The organism is Burkholderia sp. MSMB617WGS, assembly GCF_001532025.2.
Lineage (GTDB): Bacteria > Pseudomonadota > Gammaproteobacteria > Burkholderiales > Burkholderiaceae > Burkholderia > Burkholderia savannae.
Map to the genome: position 1 here is coordinate 1,553,314 of NZ_CP013458.1, position 22,419 is coordinate 1,575,732.

Below are 22,419 nucleotides of genomic sequence, written 5' to 3' on the forward strand. Positions count from 1 at the left end.
TCCGCGCCGCCCGACGTCACGCCCGATCCGGCCCCTCGGCTTGCGATCGTCTTTGCATCGACGGGCAACGCACCGAGCCGTACGAGCAGAACACGCAGCAGTCGCCCGGCTTCGGACGCAGCAGCGCGCCGCACGCGCCGCATGCGTAATAGAACAGGCAGACGTCCTCGGGCATCGTCTCGCGCCGCGCGAAGCCGCAGTGCGGGCAGGTCAGCACGGATTCCCGCACAATCTCGTTCATCGCTCCCTCCTCGATACGCGGCGTCGCGCGGCGCGGCCCGCGCGCGAACCGCGCCACACCGCGCTGCATCGCATCGCATCGCATCGCATCCAGAATATCGCCGCCGCCGCGAGCCACCACGCAATCGCAATACGCCGTGTCGCGAGGCTCTCGCCGACGCCAGCGGCGGCAACGGCAGCGGCAGCGGCAACGGAGACGGCCCGCGCACACTCGGCGTCCGCCGTCGCGCTCGCGCCGCGCGGCGATACGGTGGCCTCGGCGGCCATGATCCCGATGCGCCTCAAATCAACGTCGCGGCGCCGTCGCCGGTCGCCCGCGCGCGGCGTCGACGGCAGTTGCTCGGACAAACGGCGCGTCGAACGAAGCCGCGTGGGCGGCCCGCGATTCCAATCGCGTTATGATGTGCGGCCTTTCATCAGATCATTCGTGGTTCTATTCATGTCTGGCAACACCTTCTGGCTCGCGGCTCAGTGGGCCGCACTCTTTGTCGCCGCGCTCGCGGCCGTCTGGTTTCCTAAGCTGCGCGCGGCAAGCCTCGGTTTCGGCGCGCTCGGCTATGCGGGCGCGTTCGCGACCGGCCTGATGGCGCCCGTCGCGCTCGCTCCGATCGCGCTCCTCGCAGCCGCCGCATACGCGGCCGCGCCGCGGCGCCACGCGGCCGTTCGCGTCGCGGGACACACCGTCTTCGTCGTGCTCGCGATCGCGCTGATGCTTCACTGGCTGCCGGGCTTTCACAACCCGCGCGTGATCGGCCCCGTGCGCTACACGCCCGACGCCGTGCCGTTCTCGATGTACCTGAATCTCGACAAGCCGCTCGTCGGCTTCTGGCTGCTGTGGGCGCTGCCGTGGCTGCAGCCGATCGACGATCGCGCGCGCGCATGGCGCACCGGCATCGTCGCGGCGATCGCGACGTCGGCGGTCTGCCTCGTGTTCGCGCTCGGCGTCGGCCTCGTCGGCTGGGCGCCGAAGTGGCCCGAATCGGCATGGCTCTGGTTCGCGAACAATCTGCTGCTCGTCTGCTTCGCCGAAGAGGCGCTGTTCCGCGGCTATCTGCAAGGCGGGCTGAGCCGCCTTCTCGCGAATCGCGTACCGGCGTCGGGCGCGGTCGCGCTCGTCGCGGCCGCGCTGCTGTTCGGCGCCGCGCACGCCGCGGGCGGCTGGCAGTGGGTCGCGCTCGCGACCGTCGCGGGCATCGGCTACGGAATCGCGTATCGCTTGGGCGGACTGCAAGCCGCGGTGCTCGCGCACGTCGGGCTCAATCTCGCGCATTTCGGCCTGTTCACGTATCCGATGCTCGCGGCCGCGCGCTAAGCGCCGTCCCAAGCGGGCCGAACCGGCCGCGCGTTGCGTGAGTCGCACGCGCGCTCGCACCGGCCGCGCAACGCGCCTTGATGCGAGGCCGAGTCTGGCTGCCCGTCACGGCCTTTCGTACGCGCGCCGACCGGCCGTCACGCCGTTTCCCGCGCGGCCGCGCCGGCCGCGCGCCGCATCGATCGATGCCGTCACTTCATCTGATCGGCGATCGGCTGCAAGAATTCCGAAAATCCCGTCAGCATGATCTGCACGCCGACGCACAGCAGCAGGAACGCCGACACGCGCATCGCGACCTTCGTCCCTTCGGTGCCGAGGTAGCGCGCGAGGAACGCGGCGCGGCTGTACGTGAGCCAGATCACGAGCGCCGCGAGCGCCGACACCGCGACCGACACGATGCTCGACAGCAGGAACTCCGACAGCTTGTGCGTGCGGTTCGCGTTCAGCGCGATCGCGGTCGCGATCGAGCCGGGGCCCGTCGTCAGCGGAATCGTCAGCGGGAAGAACGCGCGCGCCATCGCGTTGCGCGGCTCGACGGGCTTCGCCGCAGAATCGCCTCCGCTCGGCACGTCGGGCTCGTTGAGCATCTGCCAGCCGGCCACCGCCACGGCAAGGCCGCCGCCGATGCGCAGCGCCTCGAGCGAGATTCCGAAGAAATGCAGGATCGGCGTGCCGACGAAGAACGCGGCGAGCAGCACCATGAACGCGTTGATCGCCACCTTGCGCGCGAGCGCCGCGCGCTGCGCCTCGGTCAGCGACTCGGTGCGCTCGAGGAACAGGAACGCGATGCCGAACGGATTGATGATGCCCATGAGGCCGGTGAAGCCGAACAGGATTTCGGAGATCAGGCGGTCGACGATCATCGGGAAGCGGGAAGAACGAAGAAGGGTTATGGGGCGCCGCTCGCGCGGCCGCGCCATTGTAGAGCATGCTCGCCGCGCCGCGGCCGACGGCACGCACGGCGGCCGAGCCGCACCGACGGCCTCGGCATTCCCGCCGCCGTTGCGTGTTGCGTGTTGCCTTTGCGTGTCGACTTTACCCTTTGCGCGTCGCCTTTACGCATCCCCTTTGCGTGTCGGCTTCGTGCATCACCCTTGCACGCCGCCTTTATGAGTCGACTTTACGCGCCGCCTTTATGCGTCGACTTTGCGTGCCGACGTCACCCGTTGCCGTCACGCGCCGCTCACGCCGCCTTCCCGCGCGTGTCGATCACGCGCCTCGCCTTGCCCGTCGCGGTCGTCGAAATCCCGCCCGCCGGCAGCACCGCGACGCCCGCCGACACGCCGACCATCGTCTTGATCCGGTGCCGCAGCTCGTGCGCGAGCGCCGCCCGGGCGTCGCCGCGCGCGCCCTCCGACGCGCCCGCCAGCGCGTCGGCGCGCAGCTCGACCGCGACGTCGAGCCGGTCCATGTGCCCGTCGCGCGAGACGGTCAGCTGGTAGCGGCCGGACAGTTGCGGCAGCGCGACGACGAGCTCCTCGATCTGGCTCGGAAACACGTTGACGCCGCGGATGATCAGCATGTCGTCCGAGCGGCCCGTGATCCGCGCGAGCCGGCGCATCGCGCGCGCGGTCGGCGGCAGGAGCGCGGTCAGGTCGCGCGTCCGGTAGCGGATCACGGGCAGCGCTTCCTTCGTGAGCGACGTGAACACGAGCTCGCCCTCGCTGCCGTCGGGCAACACCTCGCCCGTCGCCGGATCGACGATCTCCGGATAGAAGTGGTCTTCCCAGACGGTCGGCCCGTCCTTCGTGTCGATGCACTCGCACGCGACGCCCGGCCCGATCACCTCGGACAGCCCGTAGATGTCGAGCGCGTCGATGCCCGCGCGCGCCTCGACCTCGTCGCGCAGCGCCTGCGTCCACGGCTCCGCGCCGAACACGCCGATCGCCAGCGACGACTTGGCGGGGTCCATCCCCTGCCGCGCCATTTCGTCGAGCAGGTTCAGCATGTACGACGGCGTGACGAGGATGATTCGCGGCTCGAAATCGCGAATGAGCTGCACCTGCTTCTCCGTCTGCCCGCCCGACATCGGCACGACCATGCAGCCGAGCCGCTCCGCGCCGTAATGAATGCCGAGCCCGCCCGTGAAGAGCCCGTAGCCGAACGCATTGTGCAGCGTGTCGCCGGGCCGGCCGCCCGCCGCGCGGATCGAGCGCGCGGTCACGTTCGCCCACATGTCGATGTCGCGCGCGGTGTAGCCGACAACCGTCGGCTTGCCCGTCGTGCCGCTCGACGCGTGCACGCGCACCACCTGCTCGCGCGGCACGGCGAACAGGCCGAACGGATAGTTGTCGCGCAAGTCTGCCTTCGTCAAGAATGGAAATTTCGCGAGATCGGCGAGCGTCGTCAGGTCGTCCGGATGCACGCCCGCCGCGTCGAAGCTGCGGCGATAGTGCCCGACGTTGTCGTACGCGTGGCGCAACGACCACTTGAGCCGCGACAGCTGCAGCGCCTGCAGCTCGTCGCGGCTCGCGGTCTCGATCGGCTCGAGTGCGCCGGCCGGGTGGGACGGTCGAGTCATTGGGGTCGCTCCTCCGATGGAGTGATGTCGTTCTGCGTTGTCGAGCGCGAATTATAAACCGACCAGTCGGTCGACAATAAAGAAGTATTCGCGGGCCGTTCCGCAAGGCACTTTTACCGTCCGCGCAAGCATCGGCGGCATGACGGCGGCGCTTCTTTTGCCTGTCCGCCGGCCGCTCGCCGAAGCGCCGCACGGCCCGCACGCCGGATTTCGGTGCCGGACCGCCTGTTAGAATCCCTGCTCGCGCCCCGCCACGACCAAGGACCCGCCATGCCGATCTCTTCGCCCGCCCTCCCGCGCTGGACGCTCATCGCCCCGCTCGCCGCCTGGCTGGTGCTCGCGCTGTCGCGCGTCGTGCCGGCCGAAGGCTTCGCGATCGCATTCGTCGCCGCCGCGCTCGCGGGTGCCGTGTTCTCCGCCGTTCACCACGCCGAAGTCGTCGCGCACCGCGTCGGCGAGCCGTTCGGCACGCTCGTGCTCGCGATCGCCGTCACCGTGATCGAGGTCGCGCTGATCGTGTCCGTGATGTTGTCGAGCGGCCCCGAGAAATCGGGCCTCGCGCGCGACACGGTGTTCGCCGCGGTGATGATCGTCTGCAACGGGATCGTCGGGCTGTGCCTGCTCGTCGGCGGCTGGAAGCACGGCGAGCAGGATTTCCAGGGCCGCGGCGCGACCAAGGCGCTCGCGGTGCTCGCGTCGCTGTCGGTGCTCTCGCTCGTGATGCCGAACTACCTGAGCGCCGCGCCCGGCCCGCGGCTGTCGACGTCGCAGCTCGCGTTCGCCGGCGTGTCGTCGCTGGTGCTGTACGGCATGTTCGTGTTCGTGCAGACGGTGCGCCACCGCGACTACTTCCTGATCGACGGCAGTGCCGACGAATCCATCCATGCGGTGCCGCCGAGCGGCCGCACCGCGCTCATGAGCATCGTGTTCCTGTTCGTGAGCCTCGTCTCGGTCGTGCTGCTCGCGAAGCTCCTGTCACCCGCGGTCGAGCGCACCGTGTTCAGGCTCGGCGCGCCCGAAGCGGCGGTCGGCATCGTGATCGCCGCGCTGGTGCTGCTGCCGGAAGGGCTCGCCGCGGTCGGCGCGGCGCGCGCGAACCGGCTGCAGACGAGCATGAACCTCGCGCTCGGCTCCGCGCTCGCGAGCATCGGCCTGACGATTCCGACCGTCGCCGCCGTGTTCATCTGGACGGGCGACCCGCTCACGCTCGGCATCGGCGGCATGGAGACGGTGCTGCTGTCGCTCACGCTGCTCGTCAGCACGCTGACGCTGAGCATGGGGCGCACGACCGTCCTGCACGGCGTCGTGCACCTGTCGCTGTTCGCCGCCTATCTGTTCCTGTCGGTCACGCACTGACACGCGTCGCCGGCTCGGGCGTTCCGCGGGAAGCTTCGCGCCGATCCCGGATGGCGGCGGGCAAGCTTGGATTTACGTCGCGTGTCGCGCGCCCTTACGCGCCGCGGTTCGTGTTGCCGGAAAGAATCGGCGGCGGATAGAGCGGCCATCGCGCCTGCGTGCTTCGAGCGTGCTTCGAGCGTGCTTCGAGCGTGCTTCGAGCGTGCTTCGAGCGTGCTTCGAGCGTGCTTCGAGCGTGCTTCGAGCGTGCTTCGAGCGTGCTTCGAGCGTGCTTCGAGCCGCTCGCTGCCACGAGCGGCTCGAAGCACCGTGCCGGCCTTCCGTGCGCGACGGCCAACGAGCCGCACGTCCCTGCACGTCGCCGCCCGGCTCGATCGCCTAGTCGTCTCGATCGGATTGGCCGCACCGCGCGTCATCCGGCGCGCGGCGCATGATGCGCGATACGCTCACCGTCGCGGCAGCGGCTACGCGACTTCGCGCAGCTTCTTCCCCGCCGCCGCGCCGTTCAGCCGATTGAGTTCCTTCAAATCGTTCTCGAGCGCGGGCGCGAGCGTCGTGCGCAGGTGATCGAGAAACGTGCGGATCTTCGCATCGAGATAGCGGCGCGTCGCATAGACCGCGTACACGCTCAGCGTGTCGAGCCGATAGTTCGGCAGCACGCGCACGAGCCGCCCTGCGCGGATGTCGTCGAGCGCCGTGTACAGCGCGATCGAGCCGATCCCGCGCCCCGCGCGCACGGCCACCGACAGCGCATCCGGCACGTTCGCCTGGAACGGCGCGGGCGGCAACGCGTACACGGTCTCGTCGCCGTCGTCGCGCTCGAGCCGCCATTCGCCGCCCGGCGACGCCGGCGTATCGAGCCGCAGGCACACGTGCTTCGCGAGATCCTCGGGCGTCGTCGGCGTGCCGTGCCGCGCGAGATACTCCCGCGACGCGACGAGCACGCTGCAGCTCGTCCCGCAGGTCTGCGCGACGTAGCCCGAATCGGGCAAGTGCGACGCCGACACGATCGACACGTCGTAGCCCTCCTCGACGAGGTTCGGCATCCGCTGTGCGAGCGTGAGCTCGACCGACACGTCCGGGTTGTCTTCCTGATAACGCACGATGGACGACACCACGTGGCTCTGCCCGAGCCCGGTCATCGCGTGAATCCGCAGCTTGCCGCTCGGCCGCAGCAGCGCGTTGCGCGCCTCGGCGTTCGCGTAGTCGATCTCGGCGAGAATCGATTTCGCTCGTTCGAAGTAGCGCTGACCGCTTTCCGTCAACCCGAGATGGCGGGTCGTCCGGTGCAGCAGGCGCGTCTGCACGTGCGCTTCGAGGTTCGAGACGGCGCGCGACACCTGGGCGGTGGTCGCGTCGATTTCCTTCGCGACCGCGGTGAAACTTCCGGCTTCGACGACGCGCACGAACAGGCGCATGTTATCGAGCATGTCCATGGGGATTGGCTTCGGGAATGAATGGGAAACGATGGCCGGCGAGACGCGGCTGGCGCCGCCGAGCGCGGCCGGGGACGGCTGATCGACCGGATGCGCGGGCCATGAGACAGGCTAGGTGCGGGCATCGCGGGCGGCAAATGTCGTGATTCGTCGAGATCAGTTCGGGCGAATTGTACGCCGATGCGCGCCGGCGCGCTCGCTCGCGCCCATTTTCCGCATCCTGAAACACCGACGGCCGGCCCCGCCATCGTCGGGGTCGGCAATTTATATCACAATGACATATAATTTCGCGTTCGTCGCGCGACCGATCGGCGCACCCTCCATTTACGTTACGGCACTCCGACCTTGTCTTCGTCCCACGCGTTTCGTCATCGCCTCTTTCAGTGGCTCCTGCGCTTCGTCCCGATTCCCGTGACGCTCGGCTGGCGCGAGCGCCTGCGTTCGTGCGCGGGCGCGCTCGCCGGGATCGGCTGCGTCGGCGTGACGATGCGCGCGCTGCCGGGCATCCCGGGCGACATGCCGCTCCTCGTCGCGCCGATGGGCGCCTCCGCCGTGCTGCTGTTCGCGGTGCCGGCGAGCCCGCTCGCGCAGCCGTGGTCGCTGATCGGCGGCAACCTCGTCGCGGCAATGGTCGGCGTCGCGTGCGCGCGGTGGATCGCCGATCCCGTGCTCGCCGCGTCGCTCGCGATCGCGTGCGCGATCGGCGCGATGTTCGCGCTGCGCTGCGTGCATCCGCCGTCGGGCGCGGTCGCGCTGACGGCGGTCGTCGGCGGCCCGGCCGTGCATGCGCTCGGCTTTCGCTTCGTCGTCGAGCCGATCGCGCTGCAATCGACGGCGCTGCTCGGCACGGCGCTCGTCTATCACGCGCTCACCGGCCACCGCTATCCGCACGGCGGCGCGCGCAAGCAGCCCGAGACGAACGCGCACGCCGCCGCGCCCCCGCTGCACGCGCGCTTCGTGCGCGCCGATCTCGAAGCGGCGCTGAAAAGCCGCGGCGAATGGCTCGACGTCGCGCCGGAAGACCTCGAATCGCTGTTGCGCGAAACCGAGCTGCGCGCGTATGCGCGCACGTTCGACGAACTGTCGTGCGCCGACATCATGTCGCGCCACCCGATCAGCATCGCGCCCGACACGCCGCTGCCCGCCGCGCTGACGCTGCTCGAGCGGCACCGGATCAAGGCGCTGCCCGTGGTCGACGCGGATGCGCGCGTCGTCGGCATCGTCACGCGCGCGGACTTGTCGAAGGCCGCGCCGCACGCGACGCCGGGCCTGTTGCGCCACCTGTCCGCGCGGCTGCCGCGCTCGCTCGTCGGCCCGGCGTTCGTCGCGCGCGCGGTGATGAGCGCGCGCGTGCGCACGGCGCGCACGACCACGCCGATCGCCGAGCTCGTGCCGCTCTTCGCCGATCACGGCCACCACCACATTCCGGTCGTCGACGCCGAGCAGAAGCTCGCCGGCATCGTCACGCAGGCGGACCTGATCGCCGGGCTCTACCGGCAATCTCAGGAGCGGCTCGCCGCGTAAGCGCAGAGAGCCGAAGCGAAGAAAACCGAGACGGGACTCGACACCATGAGCACGAACGCGCCGGACACCGCCCAAATACATCACAACATGATATATTTTCGCGCTTTCCGATCACGTTGGAGCGTCGATGACGAAACCGGCACGCGAGCTGCGCAAGGCGGATTTTGCCCAGCTTTCCGAATTCCGCTACCAGATGCGGCGCTTCGAGCGCTTCTCCGAGCGGGCCGCGCAAAGCGAGGGCATCACGCCACTGCAATACCTGCTGCTGCTGCACATCAAGGGCTATCCGGAGCGCGACTGGGCGACGGTCGGCGAGCTCGCCGAGCGGCTGCAGGCGCAGCATCACGGCGTCGTCGCGCTCGTCACGCGCTGCGAGGCGCTCGGCCTCGTGCGGCGCAAGACGAGCGAAACCGACCGGCGGCAAGTGGAAGTGCATCTGGAGCCGGCGGGCGAGCGCGTGCTGGCCCGGCTCGCGGAGCTGCACCGAGCCGAGCTGAAATCGCTGCGCGGCGCGTTCCAGGTGCCGCAAATCGATTACTGATCCGACAATCAACGCAATCTCCCCCGACACCATGAGCATCGCCGATCCACACAAACGCGATTTCGCGACGAACGCAAGACTGCCGCGCATCGCGCTCCTCGCGCTCGCGATCGGCGTGCTCAGCACGTTCGCCGCGTTCGCGCTGCTGAGCCTCATCCATCTGTTCACGAACCTGTTCTTCTTCCAGCGGCTCTCGTTCGCCGACCGCTCGCCCGCGCTGAACACGCTCGGGCCGTGGGCGGCCGCGGTGCCGGTCGCGGGCGGCGTCGTCGTCGGGCTGATCGCGCGATTCGGCTCGGAGAAGATCCGCGGCCACGGCATTCCCGAAGCGATCGAGGCGATCCTGTTCGGCAAGAGCCGAATGTCGCCGAAGGTCGCGGTGCTCAAGCCGCTCGCGTCCGGCATCGTGATCGGCAGCGGCGGGCCGTTCGGCGCCGAAGGCCCGATCATCATGACGGGCGGCGCGATCGGCTCGCTGATCGCGCAGTTCGTGAAGGTGACGGCGGCCGAGCGCAAGACGCTGCTCGTCGCGGGCGCGACGGCCGGGATGACCGCCGTGTTTGGCACGCCCGTGGCCGCCGTGCTGCTCGCCGTCGAGCTGCTGCTGTTCGAATGGCGGCCGCGCAGCTTCCTGCCCGTCGCGCTCGCCTGCGCGGTCGCGGGCTTCGCGCGGGCCGCGTTCTTCGGCGTCGGGCCGCTGTTTCCGCTCGTGACCGCGCCGCCGTCGGCCGCAGCGCTCGGCTCGTGCGCGGCGGCCGGGCTGCTGTCGGGCGCGCTCGCATGCGCTCTGTCCGTCGCGCTCTACAAAACCGAGGACTGGTTCGGCAAGCTGCCCGTCCACTGGATGTGGTGGCCCGCGATCGGCGGCCTCGCGGTCGGGATCGGCGGGCTGATCGAGCCGCGTGCGCTCGGCGTCGGCTACGACGTGATCGGCGATCTGCTTCACGGCAACATCACGCTGCAGTTCGCGCTCGCGATCCTCGTCGTCAAGGCCGTGATCTGGGTGATCGCGCTCGGCTCGGGGACCTCGGGCGGCGTGCTCGCGCCGCTGCTGATGCTGGGCGCGGGGCTCGGCACGCTGCTCGGGCCCGTGCTGCCGGGCGGCGAGCCGGCGCTATGGCCGCTCGTGTGCATGGCCGCGACGCTCGGCGCCACGCTCGGCGCGCCGCTCACCGCGATCGTCTTCGCGCTCGGCCTCACGCACGATGCGAACGCGCTGCTGCCGCTCCTCGCGGCGACGCTCGTCGCGCACGGCTTCGCGACCGTCGTGATGAAGCGCTCGATCATGACCGAGAAGATCGCGCGGCGCGGCTATCACATTTATCGCGAATACGGCGTCGATCCGCTCGAGCGTCATTACGTCGACGAAGTGATGACGCGCGACGTCGTCACGATCGACGCGGACCTGAGTGTCGGCGTCGTGCGCGCGCGGTATTTCGGCGCGACGCAGGCGCACCGCGCCTATCCGGTCGTGCGCGACGGCGTGCTGATCGGCCTGCTCGATCGCGCGACGCTCGATCGCGGCGGCGACGCGCACGCGGGCGATGCAAACGGCGGCGAAATGCGGGCGAGTGACGGGCGAGCGAAGCGAGAGCCGATGGCCGACATGCGGGTGGCCGACATGCGGGTGACCGACATGCGGGTGGCCGACGCGCGGGTGGCCGACGCACGAGTACCCGACCTGCCGGTGGCCGACCTGCTGCCGCGCCGCGCCCCGCCTTTCTCGCTCGCCGACGAAACGTGCCGCCTCGTCGCGACGCGGCTCGCCATGCATCGGCTCGAGCGCCTGCCCGTGGTCACCGATCCCGACACGATGCGGCTCGTCGGCATCGTGTCGCGCAGCGATCTCGTGAAGCCGGCGCTGCGCCACTTCGACGACGAGCACAAGCGCGAACGCTTCCGCCGCGCGCATCCGGCCGCGTTCGTGAGGCGGCGCTTCGCGCCGGCGCGCAAGACGGGCTGAGCGGCGCGCTCGCGCATGGCACATGGCGCCGGCGATCGCATCGGCGGATAATTCCCCGCTGCGAATCCGGCTGGCGCGCGATGAAAGACGAACTTGAGAATCAGATCGAGACACTACGCAAGCGCATCGTCAAAACCGGGGTGTCGAGCAAAACCCCGGATGAACGGTCGATCTGGCTTCGCGCCCGGGCGCGCGAAGTCGACGATTGGAAAAATCGGCTCGGCGGAGTCGATTTGACGCCGCCGGTCATTCAGGCGCTGCAAGCCCGGGCGGACGCATGCCTGCGTTGCGCGCAGCGCAAGGTTCGAACCGCGAACGAGGCCGACGAGCTGCGCGCCGAGGCCGGGGCGGTCATGCCGGCGCATCCTCCGCGCCTGCGACGCAAGCGGCTCTGATCGGCCGCGCGCGGACGGCGAATCTGGCGCATTCCGTTTATCGATTCGCTTTCGCCTCGCCGCCGGGCGACGCCGCGCATCGGCGCCTCGAGTGAAGAGCGCCGCGACCGGCGGGTGCACGCCCACGTTCGGCGCATCGCGCGCTGCGCGTTGCGGAACGTCGGCTTCCCAACGTCATCGCGCATCCGGCGCGCGAGCGAAAAACGCAGCCGTCCGGCAAGCCGCGCCGCCTGCCGATCCGATTCGCTCGTGCGAGGCCATCTCCCGCGACGACCCGACGCCCAACGCGTCACATATGCTTGAACCGCCCCGCATACGCGCGGCTCACCGGCAGCACATCGCATCGGCCGCGCAGATGAATGCGCAGACGCCCGAGCAGATCGCGCTCGATCCGGTCGATCGCCGCATACGAGACGATCACGCCGCGATGCACCTGCGCGAAGCGATCCTGATCGAGCCGCTGCAGCAGTTCCTTGAGCGGCGTGCGGATCACGTGCCGCTCGCCCGCCGTCACGACCTCCGTGTATTTGTCGAGCGCCCGGAAATACAGCACGTCGTCGACGGACACGAGCCGCGTCGTATCCTTCAGCCCCACCGTCAGCCAGCGGATCGGCGTCGCCGCCTGCGACATCCGCGCGCCAACGAGCGCGTGTGCGCGCGCCGGCGCGAAGCCGCCGCGCTGCAGCTTCGCGATGCAGCGCAGAAGACGTTCGTCCGTCACTGGCTTCAGCAGGTAGTCGACGGCCGATCGATCAAATGCCTCGACCGCATGCTCGTCGTACGCCGTCACGAACACCACGCGAACGTCGGGCACGAGGCTTGCAAGCTTCAGCCCGTCGATGCCCGGCATGCGAATGTCGAGAAACGCGACGTCGGGGCGCGACGCGTTGAGCGCCGCGAGCGTGTCCACGCCGTTGCGCGGCATCGCGACGATCTCGAGCTCCGGCCACAACCCGGCAAGGCGCTCGGCGAGTTCGGCGGAGAGGTTCGGTTCGTCGTCGGCGATGAGCGCGGTCGGCATGTCAATCGATCGGAATGTGCAAGGTCGCGGTCACGCCCCGCGCGGCGCCGGCCGTCGCGCCTACCGACACGCGGCCGTGCTCGCCGTAGAGGCGCTTGACGCGCGCGACCACGTTGGCGAGCCCGACGCCGCCGTGAAGCTTGGTTTCGCCGTTGCCGAGGCCGACTCCGGTGTCGATCACGCTGAGTTCCAGCGTCGCGCCGTTGCGCACGCCGCGGATGCGAATCTCGCCGCCGTCGATCGACGGCTCGATGCCGTGCAGCAGCGCATTCTCGACGAGCGGCTGCAACAGAAGCGGCGAAAACGCGAGCTCCCGCAACGGCGCGGGCACGTCGATCGCATAGCGCAGCCGCTCGCCGAGCCGGATCGACGCGATCCGCAGCAGCGCATCGACGAGCTCGAGCTCCTCGCCGAGCGTCGACGTCGCCCGGCGGGTGCGGCCGAGGCTCGCGCGCAGGTAGCGGTTCAGGCTGTCGAGCATCGTCGACGCGCGGACCGGATCGCGCTCGATCAGGCTCTGCACGTTCGCGAGCGTGTTGAAAAGAAAATGCGGCTCGATCTGCGCCTGCAGCAGCGCGAGGCGCGCGGCCGTCTCGGCCTGACGCGCCTCGGCGGCTTCGCGGCGCTGCGTCTCGAGCGATGCGCGCATCCTCGCCGCCTGCACGAACAAGATGAAGAACGCGCAGGCGACACTGGTGAGCGCGAGCGACGAGCCGTACGCGAACCATTCGCGGACGCTCGCCCGGCCGATCAGATGCGGCACGTGCCCGATCGTCGACGCCGTGATCTCGAAACCGGCGAAGACGCTGACGGGCGCGACGATCAGCACCTTCGGCAGCACCCCGAGCTTGCCCCGCGTCAACTTGTCCGCGCACCAACAGAGCAGCAGCGCGGACAGGCCGATGCCGTTCGCGAGCACGAGGTACGGCAGCACCGCGTCGTCGCGACGGTTCGCCCACGAGCTCAGGCCGATCACGCAGTTGAACAGCACGAGGCCGAACAGACCGAGCATCCTGCGGCGCATGGTTCGCGGAACGCCGGAATCGGTCGTCCGAGCGAACAAAAATGGATGAGGCCGGCTTTGCATGGTGTCGAGCGAGCGAGAACGCGAACGAAAGCGATGCCACGACCTTGACGCCAGGCGCGCGCAAACGGCGCCGCGTGCGACGAACGGCGCCGACGCGCGACGAAACGCCATTGCATCCGACGCGCGGCGACGCCTCGGTCACGATTGTAGTGGAACGCCGAGTCGAGCGGCCGGCCTTGCCGAATGCGGCGAGCCGATCGTGCGCGCCCCGCCCGTTCGCGCATTGCAATCGCATTGCCCGCCGTCGCGGCGTCGCATCGTCGCGCCGATCGACGAACGCGGCTTGCGGCGACGCAACATGCCGGGCAAAACCCGCTCGCAGCAAACGCCGCTCAGGCCACGCCGGGCCGACCGCGATGCCGCGTGAGACGTGCCGCGCCGCCGTATGTTGCCCGCCCGCTCGTCGCACATCGATGCCGTTCGTCGCCCGGATTGCGCTGTCCGTCGCAAACAACTGCGCACGCAATCGAGCGCGCCTATTGTGGTCGACAAGCCGACCAACGATTGCGATCTCGATCATGTCCTCGATACCCCGCCTCCCGCCCTACGTCTTCGTGCTGTTTTGCGCACTGGTCTACGTCGGCGTGAAACGCTGCTTCCCGCGCGAAGTGACGCCGACGCGCCCGCTTCTAACGCCGATCGTGTTCGCGATGCTCGGCATCACGAGCCTCAATTCATTGTTCCCGCGCGCGGGCACCGGCGCCGACGCCATCGCGCTGACAAGCCTTGCCGCCGGTGCGGCGATCGGCTGGCTCCATGCGCGCCGCTGGAAACTGCAATTCAACGTCGAGAAAACGCGTCGGCTCGTGCGCCTGCCGGGCGACGCGAGCCTGCTCGCGACGCTGATGCTCACCTTCGCCGCCGAAACCTACATGCATTACGCGGTCACGGCCGCGAAGCCGTGGGCCGTGACGAACGCCTTCGTCATCGCGTCGTTCGCGGTCTGGGGCATCCTCGTCGGCATGCCGCTCGGCCGCGCGATTAACGTGGTCGCGCGCTGCGTCCGGCACGCGAACGAATCGCGCGGCAAGGACGGCGCATACACGTTCGATTCGAACTGACCCGATATGCGCGAGAACGCGGCGGTGCGCAATCGGCGCGATCGGCGCGATCGGCGCAGTCGCCGCGCGGCGATCGCGCCAGGCGCGCGGCGGCGTTCGGGCGAGCCGCGCCGGCCGATCGACGGGCTCGCGTCGAGCCCGCGCCCGCCGATGCGCGCCCGATCGCACCGAATGCCGGCCGGCCGAGCACCTCGACACCGAAGACAGGAATCCCGCGCGGCCCGCATAATGACGAACCCATCGGCCGGATCACACAGGATCAACGATGCTTCTCACGACCCTCGAACAACTCGAAGCGCACTACGGCAAGCCGAGCGACCGCTCTCTTTGGAAGGAGATCCCGCATTTGAGCGACGACTACCGCGCGTTCGTCGCGAAATCGCCGTTCATCGTGCTTGCGTCGTCGGGCCCGGACGGCCTCGACTGCTCGCCGCGCGGCGATCGCCCCGGCTTCGTCCGCGTGCTCGACCCGCACACGCTCGCGATCCCCGATCGCCCCGGCAACAACCGCGTCGACACGCTGCGCAACATCGTCGCGAACGGACGCATCGGCGTGCTGTTCGTCGTGCCGGGCATAGGCGAGACGCTGCGCGTGAACGGCCGCGCGAAGGTGTCGATCGCCCCCGAGCTGCTCGCGTCGTTCGCGGTCGACGGCAAGCCGGCGAAGGCGGCGATCGTCGTCGACATCGAGGCCGTCTATTTCCATTGCTCGAAGGCATTCCTGCGCTCGCAGCTGTGGGATGCGTCGCGACACGTGCCGCGCGCGGAACTGCCGTCGCCGGGCGCGATCCTGAAGAAGCTCGCTCCCGCCGGATTCGACGCCGAGCAATATGAGCGAGAACTCGAGGAGCGTAATCGCACGCGGCTTTATTGATACCGCTTAGTCGATGCGGCTCTGTTGATTCGGCCACGTCGATTCGATCGACCGACACGCGCGGTGCGGACGAAGCGCGCCGTACCGCATCGCACGTGACGCGGCGCGGCGCTGCACGAGACGGCGGATGCCCGCGAACACACCTGCATCGACACGCACCGACACGAGATGCGCAAGCGAAATGATCGCGATGCGCACCGTTCGCCCGAAGGCGAAACGGCGGCAAGATGAAACGGGAGCGCCGGCGGACGTTCCGCCTGTCAGACAGGAAGACTGCTCGGAGATCGACTTTCGCTGTCCAAAGCGTCGGTCCCGTGAGTTGAAAGCATCGTCTGTTCAATGAGGGCCGCTTGCCCCGTCAAACGAGCGGCGCGCGCCAAACAATCTATGACAATCTTTTGCCGTCGATTTGAACGTGCTTAACAGTCATCGAGCGCATCCTTTGCCATCATGAACTCAACGAATACGAACGCGACGGGGCCACCGTTAGCATGCACCCTGCGCCAAGCGGCCGCAGAGCCGCGCGGCGCAGGCTGACGGTTTCAAAAGCGCGCCGCATCCGGCGCGACGGGTCGCACAGAATTCCCCGCTTCACTCCTTCGCAGCGCCAATCCATTCATCCCATTCGTCCGCAAGCACGCGCGCGGCCTCGGCGACGCCGGGTCGTCGCGCGTGTGTGTGCGCCGCAGCAATCTCGCTGCGACACTCTCGCGACGTGCGCAACGCACCCGGTTGCGATTGGCAAGCTCCTTAACATCTTGTTTCCGAATCGTCGGAACATCGCCGACGATGCGCACTCAGACTGGATCGTAGTACCCGTTGAAACCCGATTCACGAATCACGACCAGAGGGAGATAACGTGAAATACTCACCGTTCATCGCATTGATCATGGCAGCTTCGGTGGCAACTTCGGCCAGCGCCGCAGGCACCGATGTCCAAAACGTGGGACAGAGCCAGAAGCCTGCGCAGGACGTCGCAACCTGCATCGCGAAGACCTGGGCCGACAAGGCGCAGCAGCAGGTCGTCACGCAGGAAGTGCTCGCGAACGGTCTCGCCGCTGACGTCTACGTGCCGGGCCAGCAGCCGCCGAACGGCGCAGCCGCGGTCGTGCGCCCCGCGCCCTCGGGCAACGCGAAGACCTGGGTCGGCTTTCGCGCGGGCAGCGGCGCCGCGGGCGGCGCTGCCGCGAGCGACATCAATAGCTGCCTGTAACGCCTGACCTGCCGGCGACGCCGGCATGCGCCGAACACGCCGGCGCGGCGGAAGTCGCGCCGGCGTGTTGCGCGTTTACCGCTCCCTCGCACCGCCCCGCCCCCTCGCGCGCCGACCGATCCGCATGCGCGACGCCTTCATCGAGTCAGCCCGTTTTCCGTCAGCCGCAGCCCTTTCACGTCGATGCCGATCATCTTGCGCGTCGACTGCCGCACGCCGTCACGCAACTGTTCGAGCGCGGGCGCGTTGCCGCTGCGGCGCAAGTCGTTCTGCGCCGTGACGGCGATCATCGCCAAATAGGCAAGCGTCTCGGCGAGCCGCTGCTTGTCGGCGTCCGACATCGCGCGAATGCGGTCGTCGCGAACCAGCGTCGCGCTCGACTTCGCGCGCAGCGCATCGACGCCCGCTTGCCGTCCGCGCGCGTCCTCTCCGTTGACGACCTCCCACGACATCACGACATACGCGGCGAACACGTCGCCCAGATTGCGGCGATCGAACGCGCGGCGCGACGCCACGCGCTCGAACGCCTCGAGCAATTCGCCCTGCTCGACCACGCGCTTCGCCTCGTCGCGCCTGGACGCGTCGCCGTGCGCGAGGAAGTTCACGATATCGGCCTGCACCTGCCGGTGGACGGCGGCCGTCTCGGCGAACGTCAACGCCGCGGGCGCCGCATGCGGCGAAGCGGAACGCGCGCGATCGGCGCCGCCGCGCGCATCGCGCCCGGGCACCTGCGAGCCGCCCCCGAGATTGCCGCCGAGGTCGTCGTTCACGATCATGCCCCGCCCGAGATCCGCCGTCGCGCCCGGATCGTATTGTGCGAATGCGGGCGCCGCGACGAGCGAGGACAGCAGTTTCAGCGCGGCGGCGAAGCGAATGATTTTCTGCATGAGCAACCCTTCTCCTGTTTCGGGAATCTGCGTAGACGCAACGCCTCGTGTTCGCGCATGTCGATCGCGCAGCGGCACGTCGACGCATCGGCGCGCCAATCCACGCATGTCTCGAGCATTGCGCGCCGCGCGCCGAGCATGCCGCGCCGAACACGCGGGCGGCGAGCGCCGTGGCCGCCGCTACTGCGCGCCGCGATCCCGCCTCGCGCGCAGCACGGCGCGCCGCTCGAGGCTCTCGGCCGACCACACTTCGTCGGACGCATAGTATTCGGGCACGGCGCGCGCGTCGGGCGGCAAGACCACCCACGGCTCTTTCGACGACGTGAAGATATGAATGTCGGGCGGCAGGCGGTCGGGATCGTCGAGCGTGCCGACGCGAACGAAGCTCACCGCGCCGCCGCCGCCCGCGTAATGACTCCACACCGCGATGCGGCAATGCGGACAGCGCGCGATCTTCTGGCCCTTGCCGCTGTTCGACGGCGTATCGACGATGTCGACTTCGCCGCGCAGCAGCAGCAAGCGGTCCGATTCGATCAGCGCGTTCAGCGCGAACGCGGTGCCGGTTTCCCGCTGACACCAGCGGCAATGGCAGCAATGCACGATGAGCGGCCGGGACGTCATCCGGTAGCGCACCGCGCCGCACGTGCAGCCGCCTTCGTAGATCGGGGATTCGTCGGTTGGCATGCGTCGCCTCGCTTGAAAGGGGCACGATCGCCTGTGCGTCGCGCCATCCGATGATCGCCCTTCGCGCGATTCGTGTGAAGCGCCTTCTCTTGCTTCGCCCGGCCGAACCCGCCCGCGTCCGACGTCGCGCGCCCGTCGCGCCGCCGCGCCGCGCTGCGCCGCGCAACGAATCTGCGAAATCCCCGCGAACGGTGGCATGATAACGACCTTGCGCGTCATTACACCCACCTGCATCCGAACATGTCGAACCTGATCGTTCACGGCGGCGCCCCGCTTCGCGGAGAAATCACGCCGTCCGCCAACAAGAACGCCGTCTTGCCCATCCTGTGCGCGACGCTCCTCACCGATCGGCCGCTGCGGCTCGTCGGCGTGCCGGACATCACCGACGTCCGCAAAATCCTCGACATCTTCCGCACGCTCGGCAGCGACGTGTCGATCGACTACGCCACGGGCGTGCTCGACCTGCATCACCGCGCAACGGCGTTCGATCCGGCCGTCCACCGGCTGCCGGAGGAAATGCGCTCGTCGATCATGCTGGTGCCGCCGCTGCTCGCGCGCTTCGGCGTCGCGCGGCTCGAGAACGACGTGAAGGGCTGCACGCTCGGCGTGCGCGAGATCGACCCGCACGTCGAGGTGTTCGAGCGCTTCGGCGCACGGATCGAGCGCACGTCCGATTCGCTGATCGTGCGCGCCGACGGCCCGCTCACGCCGAATCATCACTGGTTCGACTACGCGTCCGTCACGACGACCGAGAACTTCGTGCTGTGCGCGGCGTCGGCGAACGGCACGTCGACGCTCGTCAACGCAGCGTCGGAGCCGCACGTGCAGGAGTTCTGCCGGTTCCTCGCGATGCTCGGCGTGCCGATCGAAGGCATCGGCACGTCGCATCTGAGCGTTCAGGGCGGCCGCGCGCTCGCGGGCGGCGAGTACCGCTTCAACGAAGACTTCCACGAGATCGCGACGTTCCTCGCGCTCGGCGCGATCACGGGCGGCGACATCGCCGTGCGCAACGGCTCGCCCGAGCAGTTCCCGCTGATCGACCGGACCTTCGCGAAGTTCGGCGTGCAGGTCACGCACGAAAACGGCTGGTCGCACGCGCTGCGCGACGGTCCGCTGAAGGTGAAGCAGCCGTTCACGCGCAACATCCTGACGAAGGTCGAGGCCGCGCCGTGGCCTTACCTGCCCGTCGACCTGCTGCCGATCTTCATCGCGCTCGGCGTGCAGGCGCAAGGCAGCGTGATGTTCTGGAACAAGGTCTACGACGGCGCGATGGGCTGGACGGGCGAGTTGTCGAAGTTCGGCGCGCACGTGTTCCTGTCCGATCCGCATCGGCTGATCACGTTCGGCGGGCTGCCGCTCAGCCCGGCGCGCGTCGAGAGCCCGTACATCATCCGCGTCGCGATCGCGCTGCTGATGGTCGCGGCTAGCATCGACGGGCGCTCGGAGATCCTGAACGCGCAGCCGATCCGCCGCGCGCATCCGCACTTCGTCGAGAATCTTCGCTCGGTCGGCGCGAACGTCGAGTGGACGAGCGGCGAGTAAATCGATGCGCCGCGCGGGCGCTCGCGCAATCGCGACGCGCCCGCACGGCTTGCCGGCCGCCTACTTGAGCCGGCCGGACAGGAACTGCGCCAGCCGCTCGCTCTTCGGATTGACGAGCACGTCCTGCGGATGCCCCTCTTCCTCGATCCGCCCCTGGTGCAGGAAGATCACATGATTCGACACGTTGCGCGCGAAGCCCATCTCGTGCGTGACGACGATCATCGTGCGCCCTTCTTCCGCGAGCGCCTGCATCACCTTCAGCACTTCGCCGACGAGTTCCGGATCGAGCGCCGACGTCGGCTCGTCGAACAGCATCACTTCGGGTTCCATCGCGAGCGCGCGCGCGATCGCGACGCGCTGCTGCTGCCCGCCCGACAGATGCGACGGATATTTCGCCTCGACGCTCGGCGCGAGCCCCACCTTCCGCAAATACTCGCGCGCCCGCGCCTCGGCCTCGGCGCGCGGCAGGCCGAGCACGCTGACGGGCGCCTCGATCACGTTCTCGAGCACGGTCATGTGCGCCCACAGATTGAAGTGCTGGAACACCATCGAAAGCTTCACGCGCATCCGCTGCAATTGCTTCGGATCGCCGATCTTCGGCGCGCCGCGCCTGTCGCGCGTCACGCGAATCGATTCGTCGCCGAGCGTGATCGTGCCCGCGCACGGCTGCTCGAGAAAGTTGATGCAGCGCAGGAACGTGCTCTTTCCCGAGCCGCTCGAGCCGATGATGCTGATCACGTCGCCCGCCTTCGCCTGCAGCGAGATTCCCTTCAGCACCTCGTTGTCGCCGAACTTCTTGTGCAGGTCGTCTACCGTGAGCTTGTACATTCGCCGTCGTCCTTGATCGTCGTGGAATTTCGTTGCTCGATGCCGCTGCGCGCCGCGTCGCGCATCAATGCCCTTGGGGCTTCAGGAACGCGAGCCAGCGCGCCTCCATCCGGCGGAACAGCCAGATGAGCGCGAACACGACGATCGCGTACAGCGCGGCCGCGATGCCGTACGCCTGAAACGATGCGTAGGTGGCCGAATTGACGTCGCGCGTGACCTTGAGGATGTCGGGCACCGTCGCCGTGAACGCGAGCGTCGTCGCATGCAGCATCAGGATCACTTCGTTGCTGTAGCTCGGCAGCGCGCGGCGCAGCGCCGAGGGCAGGATCACCCGCGTATACAGCTTGAACGGCGACATCCCGTATGCAAGCCCCGCCTCGATCTCGCCAGGCGACGTCGATTTGATCGCGCCCGCGAAGATCTCGGTCGCGTACGCGCATTCGTTCAGCGTGAACGCGAGCAGCGTGCAGTTCATCGCGCTTCTGAAGAAGCTGTCGAGCCACGCATGATCGTGCACGACGCTCAGGCTGTAGATGCCCGTGTAGCAGAGCAGCAGTTGCACGTAGAGCGGCGTGCCGCGAAACACGTACGTATAGAGCCAGACCGCGCCCGACAGCGCGCGGTTGCTCGACGCGCGCGCGATCGCGAGCGGCACCGCGAGACCGAAGCCGAGCCCGATCGACACGACGAGCAGCCACAGCGTGATCGCGAGGCCGCTCATGCGGTAGCCGTCGCTGAACAGGTAGTTCTGCCAATATTGACCGATGATCTGAATCACAGCGCCAGCCTCCGCACACCCGCCGAATAGCGTTTTTCGAGGTACATCAACACGAGGTTCGACAGCGTCGTGATCGCGAGATAGATCGCGCCCGCCGCGAGCGTGAAGAAAAAGAAGTTCAGCGTGCTCTTGCCCGCGTCCTGCGCGGCTTTCACGACGTCGGCCAGGCCGATGATCGACACGAGCGCAGTGGCCTTCACGAGCACCTGCCAGTTGTTGCCGATGCCGGGCAACGCGAAGCGCATCATCTGCGGGAACATGATTCGTGCGAACACGCGCCACGAACTCATTCCGTATGCGAAGCCCGCTTCGAGCTGGCCGCGCGGCACCGCGAGAAACGCGCCGCGAAACGTCTCGGTGAAGTACGCGCCGTAGATGAAGCCGAGCGTGACGATGCCGGCGACGAACGGATCGATGTCGATCTGGTCGACGCCGAGCATGTCGGTCGCGTCGTTCAGCAGGATCTGGATGCCGTAGAACAGCAGCAGCATCAGCACGAGATCGGGCACCGCGCGGATCAACGTCGTATAGAACGTGCCGATGCCCGCCAGCATGCGATTGCGCGACAGCTTGGCCGCCGCGCCGGCGAGCCCGAGCGCGAGCGACGCGGCGAGCGAAAACACGGCGAGCTTGATCGTCTCGAGCGTGCCGGCCCACAGCAGCGGGCCGAAGCCTTGAAAGAGCATCTGCGATTTCCTCGATGTGCGCGGGCGCAGCGCGCCGTCGCCGTGGAGCGCGCGCGCAAGCTGTCCGTCTGGTTTCAGGGGGATTACGAATCGCTTCGGCACGGCGATTTCATGCCGCCGAAGTTGTATGTACAACTTTGCTTCGACCGAATTCGGCCGGCAATCAGTGTTTTTCTCTAATGTCCGGCCGGCCGCATCATGCTCAAGCGCGATGCGCGGGCCGCAGCGCGCGATCGTCGGGAGCGCGAATGAAATTCGTCACGGGATGGACGAGTCGGTTCGTTCGTACGCACCTGCGCGCGGCCGTCTCATGTCTGACGTAATGGGTTCATCGCCTGTTCACCGGGATTCGCGGCAAAGCCCCTCGAGAGCGGTCGGCGATGTTCGGCGGCAGCGCAAGACAACGGCCCGCCGCTTTCGGCCGGCTCCGGACGACCGACGGATGCGGGAAGCCGAATCGTCGACAATCG

At 68.5% G+C, this 22,419-nt stretch carries 22 protein-coding genes and 1 pseudogene; 11 read left to right on the top strand and 12 right to left on the bottom strand.

Annotated features, from left to right (window positions below; all coding sequences use genetic code 11):
• Positions 1 to 16: 16 nt before the first annotated feature.
• On the bottom strand, positions 17 to 241 hold the full coding sequence (locus WT60_RS27490; RefSeq protein ID WP_038746973.1) for a GDCCVxC domain-containing (seleno)protein: 225 nt from the start codon (positions 239 to 241) through the stop codon (positions 17 to 19).
• Positions 238 to 588 (bottom strand): hypothetical protein, encoded by a 351-nt coding sequence (locus WT60_RS34015; RefSeq protein ID WP_145986885.1) that lies wholly within the window; start codon positions 586 to 588, stop codon positions 238 to 240. Before WT60_RS34015 ends, WT60_RS27490 begins: the two co-directional genes overlap by 4 nt.
• Before the next feature lie 55 nt (positions 589 to 643).
• Here WT60_RS34015 and WT60_RS27495 point away from each other — a divergent pair, with 55 nt between their 5' ends.
• Positions 644 to 1,552 (top strand): CPBP family glutamic-type intramembrane protease, encoded by a 909-nt coding sequence (locus WT60_RS27495; protein ID WP_348982046.1) that lies wholly within the window; start codon positions 644 to 646, stop codon positions 1,550 to 1,552.
• A 191-nt stretch (positions 1,553 to 1,743) separates the two neighbouring features.
• On the opposite strand, the gene WT60_RS27500 is transcribed toward WT60_RS27495, so the two are convergent.
• On the bottom strand, positions 1,744 to 2,415 hold the full coding sequence (locus WT60_RS27500) for a MarC family protein (protein ID WP_038746822.1): 672 nt from the start codon (positions 2,413 to 2,415) through the stop codon (positions 1,744 to 1,746).
• A 320-nt stretch (positions 2,416 to 2,735) separates the two neighbouring features.
• Positions 2,736 to 4,073 carry a phenylacetate--CoA ligase PaaK gene (paaK, locus tag WT60_RS27505; protein ID WP_060356547.1) on the bottom strand — a complete coding sequence of 446 codons (1,338 nt, stop codon included), beginning with the start codon at positions 4,071 to 4,073 and terminating at the stop codon, positions 2,736 to 2,738.
• A gap of 270 nt (positions 4,074 to 4,343) precedes the next feature.
• On the opposite strand from paaK, the gene WT60_RS27510 reads away from it, so the two are divergent.
• A complete protein-coding gene (locus tag WT60_RS27510) occupies positions 4,344 to 5,429 on the top strand; it encodes an ionic transporter y4hA (protein WP_038746828.1) in 1,086 nt (361 codons plus the stop codon).
• 464 nt (positions 5,430 to 5,893) lie between these two features.
• On the opposite strand, the gene WT60_RS27520 is transcribed toward WT60_RS27510, so the two are convergent.
• Positions 5,894 to 6,865 carry a LysR family transcriptional regulator gene (locus WT60_RS27520; protein ID WP_038746831.1) on the bottom strand — a complete coding sequence of 324 codons (972 nt, stop codon included), beginning with the start codon at positions 6,863 to 6,865 and terminating at the stop codon, positions 5,894 to 5,896.
• Positions 6,866 to 6,886: 21 nt separating this feature from the next.
• Between WT60_RS27520 and WT60_RS35460 the strand changes: the two are divergent.
• The 5 genes and pseudogenes from WT60_RS35460 (at position 6,887) to WT60_RS27545 (ending at position 11,288) form a co-directional block, all read left to right on the top strand.
• Positions 6,887 to 7,150 (top strand): annotated as a pseudogene (locus tag WT60_RS35460) (hypothetical protein).
• A 60-nt stretch (positions 7,151 to 7,210) separates the two neighbouring features.
• Positions 7,211 to 8,389, top strand: coding sequence for an HPP family protein (locus WT60_RS27530; RefSeq protein ID WP_060356548.1), 1,179 nt, complete (start codon positions 7,211 to 7,213; stop codon positions 8,387 to 8,389).
• 127 nt (positions 8,390 to 8,516) lie between these two features.
• Complete coding sequence (locus WT60_RS27535) at positions 8,517 to 8,930, top strand: MarR family transcriptional regulator (RefSeq protein WP_038746834.1); 414 nt, start codon at positions 8,517 to 8,519, stop codon at positions 8,928 to 8,930.
• Between the two features lie 31 nt (positions 8,931 to 8,961).
• Positions 8,962 to 10,893: a chloride channel protein gene (locus WT60_RS27540; RefSeq protein ID WP_060356549.1), complete on the top strand. Its 1,932-nt coding sequence runs from the start codon at positions 8,962 to 8,964 to the stop codon at positions 10,891 to 10,893.
• 80 nt (positions 10,894 to 10,973) lie between these two features.
• Positions 10,974 to 11,288: a hypothetical protein gene (locus tag WT60_RS27545; RefSeq protein WP_060356550.1), complete on the top strand. Its 315-nt coding sequence runs from the start codon at positions 10,974 to 10,976 to the stop codon at positions 11,286 to 11,288.
• A gap of 289 nt (positions 11,289 to 11,577) precedes the next feature.
• Here the strand turns inward: WT60_RS27545 and WT60_RS27550 are convergent, their stop codons facing one another.
• Both WT60_RS27550 and WT60_RS27555 read right to left on the bottom strand, forming a co-directional pair.
• Positions 11,578 to 12,309, bottom strand: a complete 732-nt coding sequence (locus WT60_RS27550; RefSeq protein WP_060356551.1) for a LytTR family DNA-binding domain-containing protein — start codon at positions 12,307 to 12,309, stop codon at positions 11,578 to 11,580.
• Between the two features lies 1 nt (position 12,310).
• The gene (locus tag WT60_RS27555; protein ID WP_038746976.1) at positions 12,311 to 13,321 is read right to left on the bottom strand and encodes a histidine kinase; all 1,011 of its coding nucleotides are present in this window, start codon (positions 13,319 to 13,321) and stop codon (positions 12,311 to 12,313) included.
• Positions 13,322 to 13,914: 593 nt separating this feature from the next.
• Between WT60_RS27555 and WT60_RS27560 the strand changes: the two genes are divergently transcribed.
• From WT60_RS27560 to WT60_RS27585, 3 genes are all read left to right on the top strand, one after another.
• Positions 13,915 to 14,457 carry a hypothetical protein gene (locus tag WT60_RS27560; protein WP_060356612.1) on the top strand — a complete coding sequence of 181 codons (543 nt, stop codon included), beginning with the start codon at positions 13,915 to 13,917 and terminating at the stop codon, positions 14,455 to 14,457.
• Positions 14,458 to 14,722: 265 nt separating this feature from the next.
• Positions 14,723 to 15,331 carry a pyridoxamine 5'-phosphate oxidase family protein gene (locus WT60_RS27565; RefSeq protein ID WP_059582384.1) on the top strand — a complete coding sequence of 203 codons (609 nt, stop codon included), beginning with the start codon at positions 14,723 to 14,725 and terminating at the stop codon, positions 15,329 to 15,331.
• Positions 15,332 to 16,274: 943 nt separating this feature from the next.
• On the top strand, positions 16,275 to 16,544 hold the full coding sequence (locus WT60_RS27585) for a hypothetical protein (RefSeq protein WP_317135480.1): 270 nt from the start codon (positions 16,275 to 16,277) through the stop codon (positions 16,542 to 16,544).
• Between the two features lie 137 nt (positions 16,545 to 16,681).
• On the opposite strand, the gene WT60_RS27590 is transcribed toward WT60_RS27585, so the two are convergent.
• Both WT60_RS27590 and WT60_RS27595 read right to left on the bottom strand, forming a co-directional pair.
• Positions 16,682 to 17,431 (bottom strand): DUF6683 family protein, encoded by a 750-nt coding sequence (locus tag WT60_RS27590; protein ID WP_059582394.1) that lies wholly within the window; start codon positions 17,429 to 17,431, stop codon positions 16,682 to 16,684.
• Positions 17,432 to 17,611: 180 nt separating this feature from the next.
• Positions 17,612 to 18,115, bottom strand: coding sequence for a GFA family protein (locus WT60_RS27595; RefSeq protein ID WP_059646651.1), 504 nt, complete (start codon positions 18,113 to 18,115; stop codon positions 17,612 to 17,614).
• Positions 18,116 to 18,355: 240 nt separating this feature from the next.
• Between WT60_RS27595 and WT60_RS27600 the strand changes: the two genes are divergently transcribed.
• Positions 18,356 to 19,657: a UDP-N-acetylglucosamine 1-carboxyvinyltransferase gene (locus WT60_RS27600; protein ID WP_038746860.1), complete on the top strand. Its 1,302-nt coding sequence runs from the start codon at positions 18,356 to 18,358 to the stop codon at positions 19,655 to 19,657.
• A 60-nt stretch (positions 19,658 to 19,717) separates the two neighbouring features.
• Here the strand turns inward: WT60_RS27600 and WT60_RS27605 are convergent, their stop codons facing one another.
• The 3 genes from WT60_RS27605 to hisQ form a co-directional block, all read right to left on the bottom strand.
• Positions 19,718 to 20,485, bottom strand: coding sequence for an ATP-binding cassette domain-containing protein (locus tag WT60_RS27605; protein ID WP_038746863.1), 768 nt, complete (start codon positions 20,483 to 20,485; stop codon positions 19,718 to 19,720).
• A 64-nt stretch (positions 20,486 to 20,549) separates the two neighbouring features.
• On the bottom strand, positions 20,550 to 21,263 hold the full coding sequence (locus WT60_RS27610; protein WP_038746864.1) for an ABC transporter permease: 714 nt from the start codon (positions 21,261 to 21,263) through the stop codon (positions 20,550 to 20,552).
• On the bottom strand, positions 21,260 to 21,949 hold the full coding sequence (gene hisQ / locus WT60_RS27615) for a histidine ABC transporter permease HisQ (RefSeq protein ID WP_038746867.1): 690 nt from the start codon (positions 21,947 to 21,949) through the stop codon (positions 21,260 to 21,262). The genes WT60_RS27610 and hisQ overlap by 4 nt, the downstream gene beginning before the upstream one ends.
• Positions 21,950 to 22,419 lie beyond the last annotated feature (470 nt).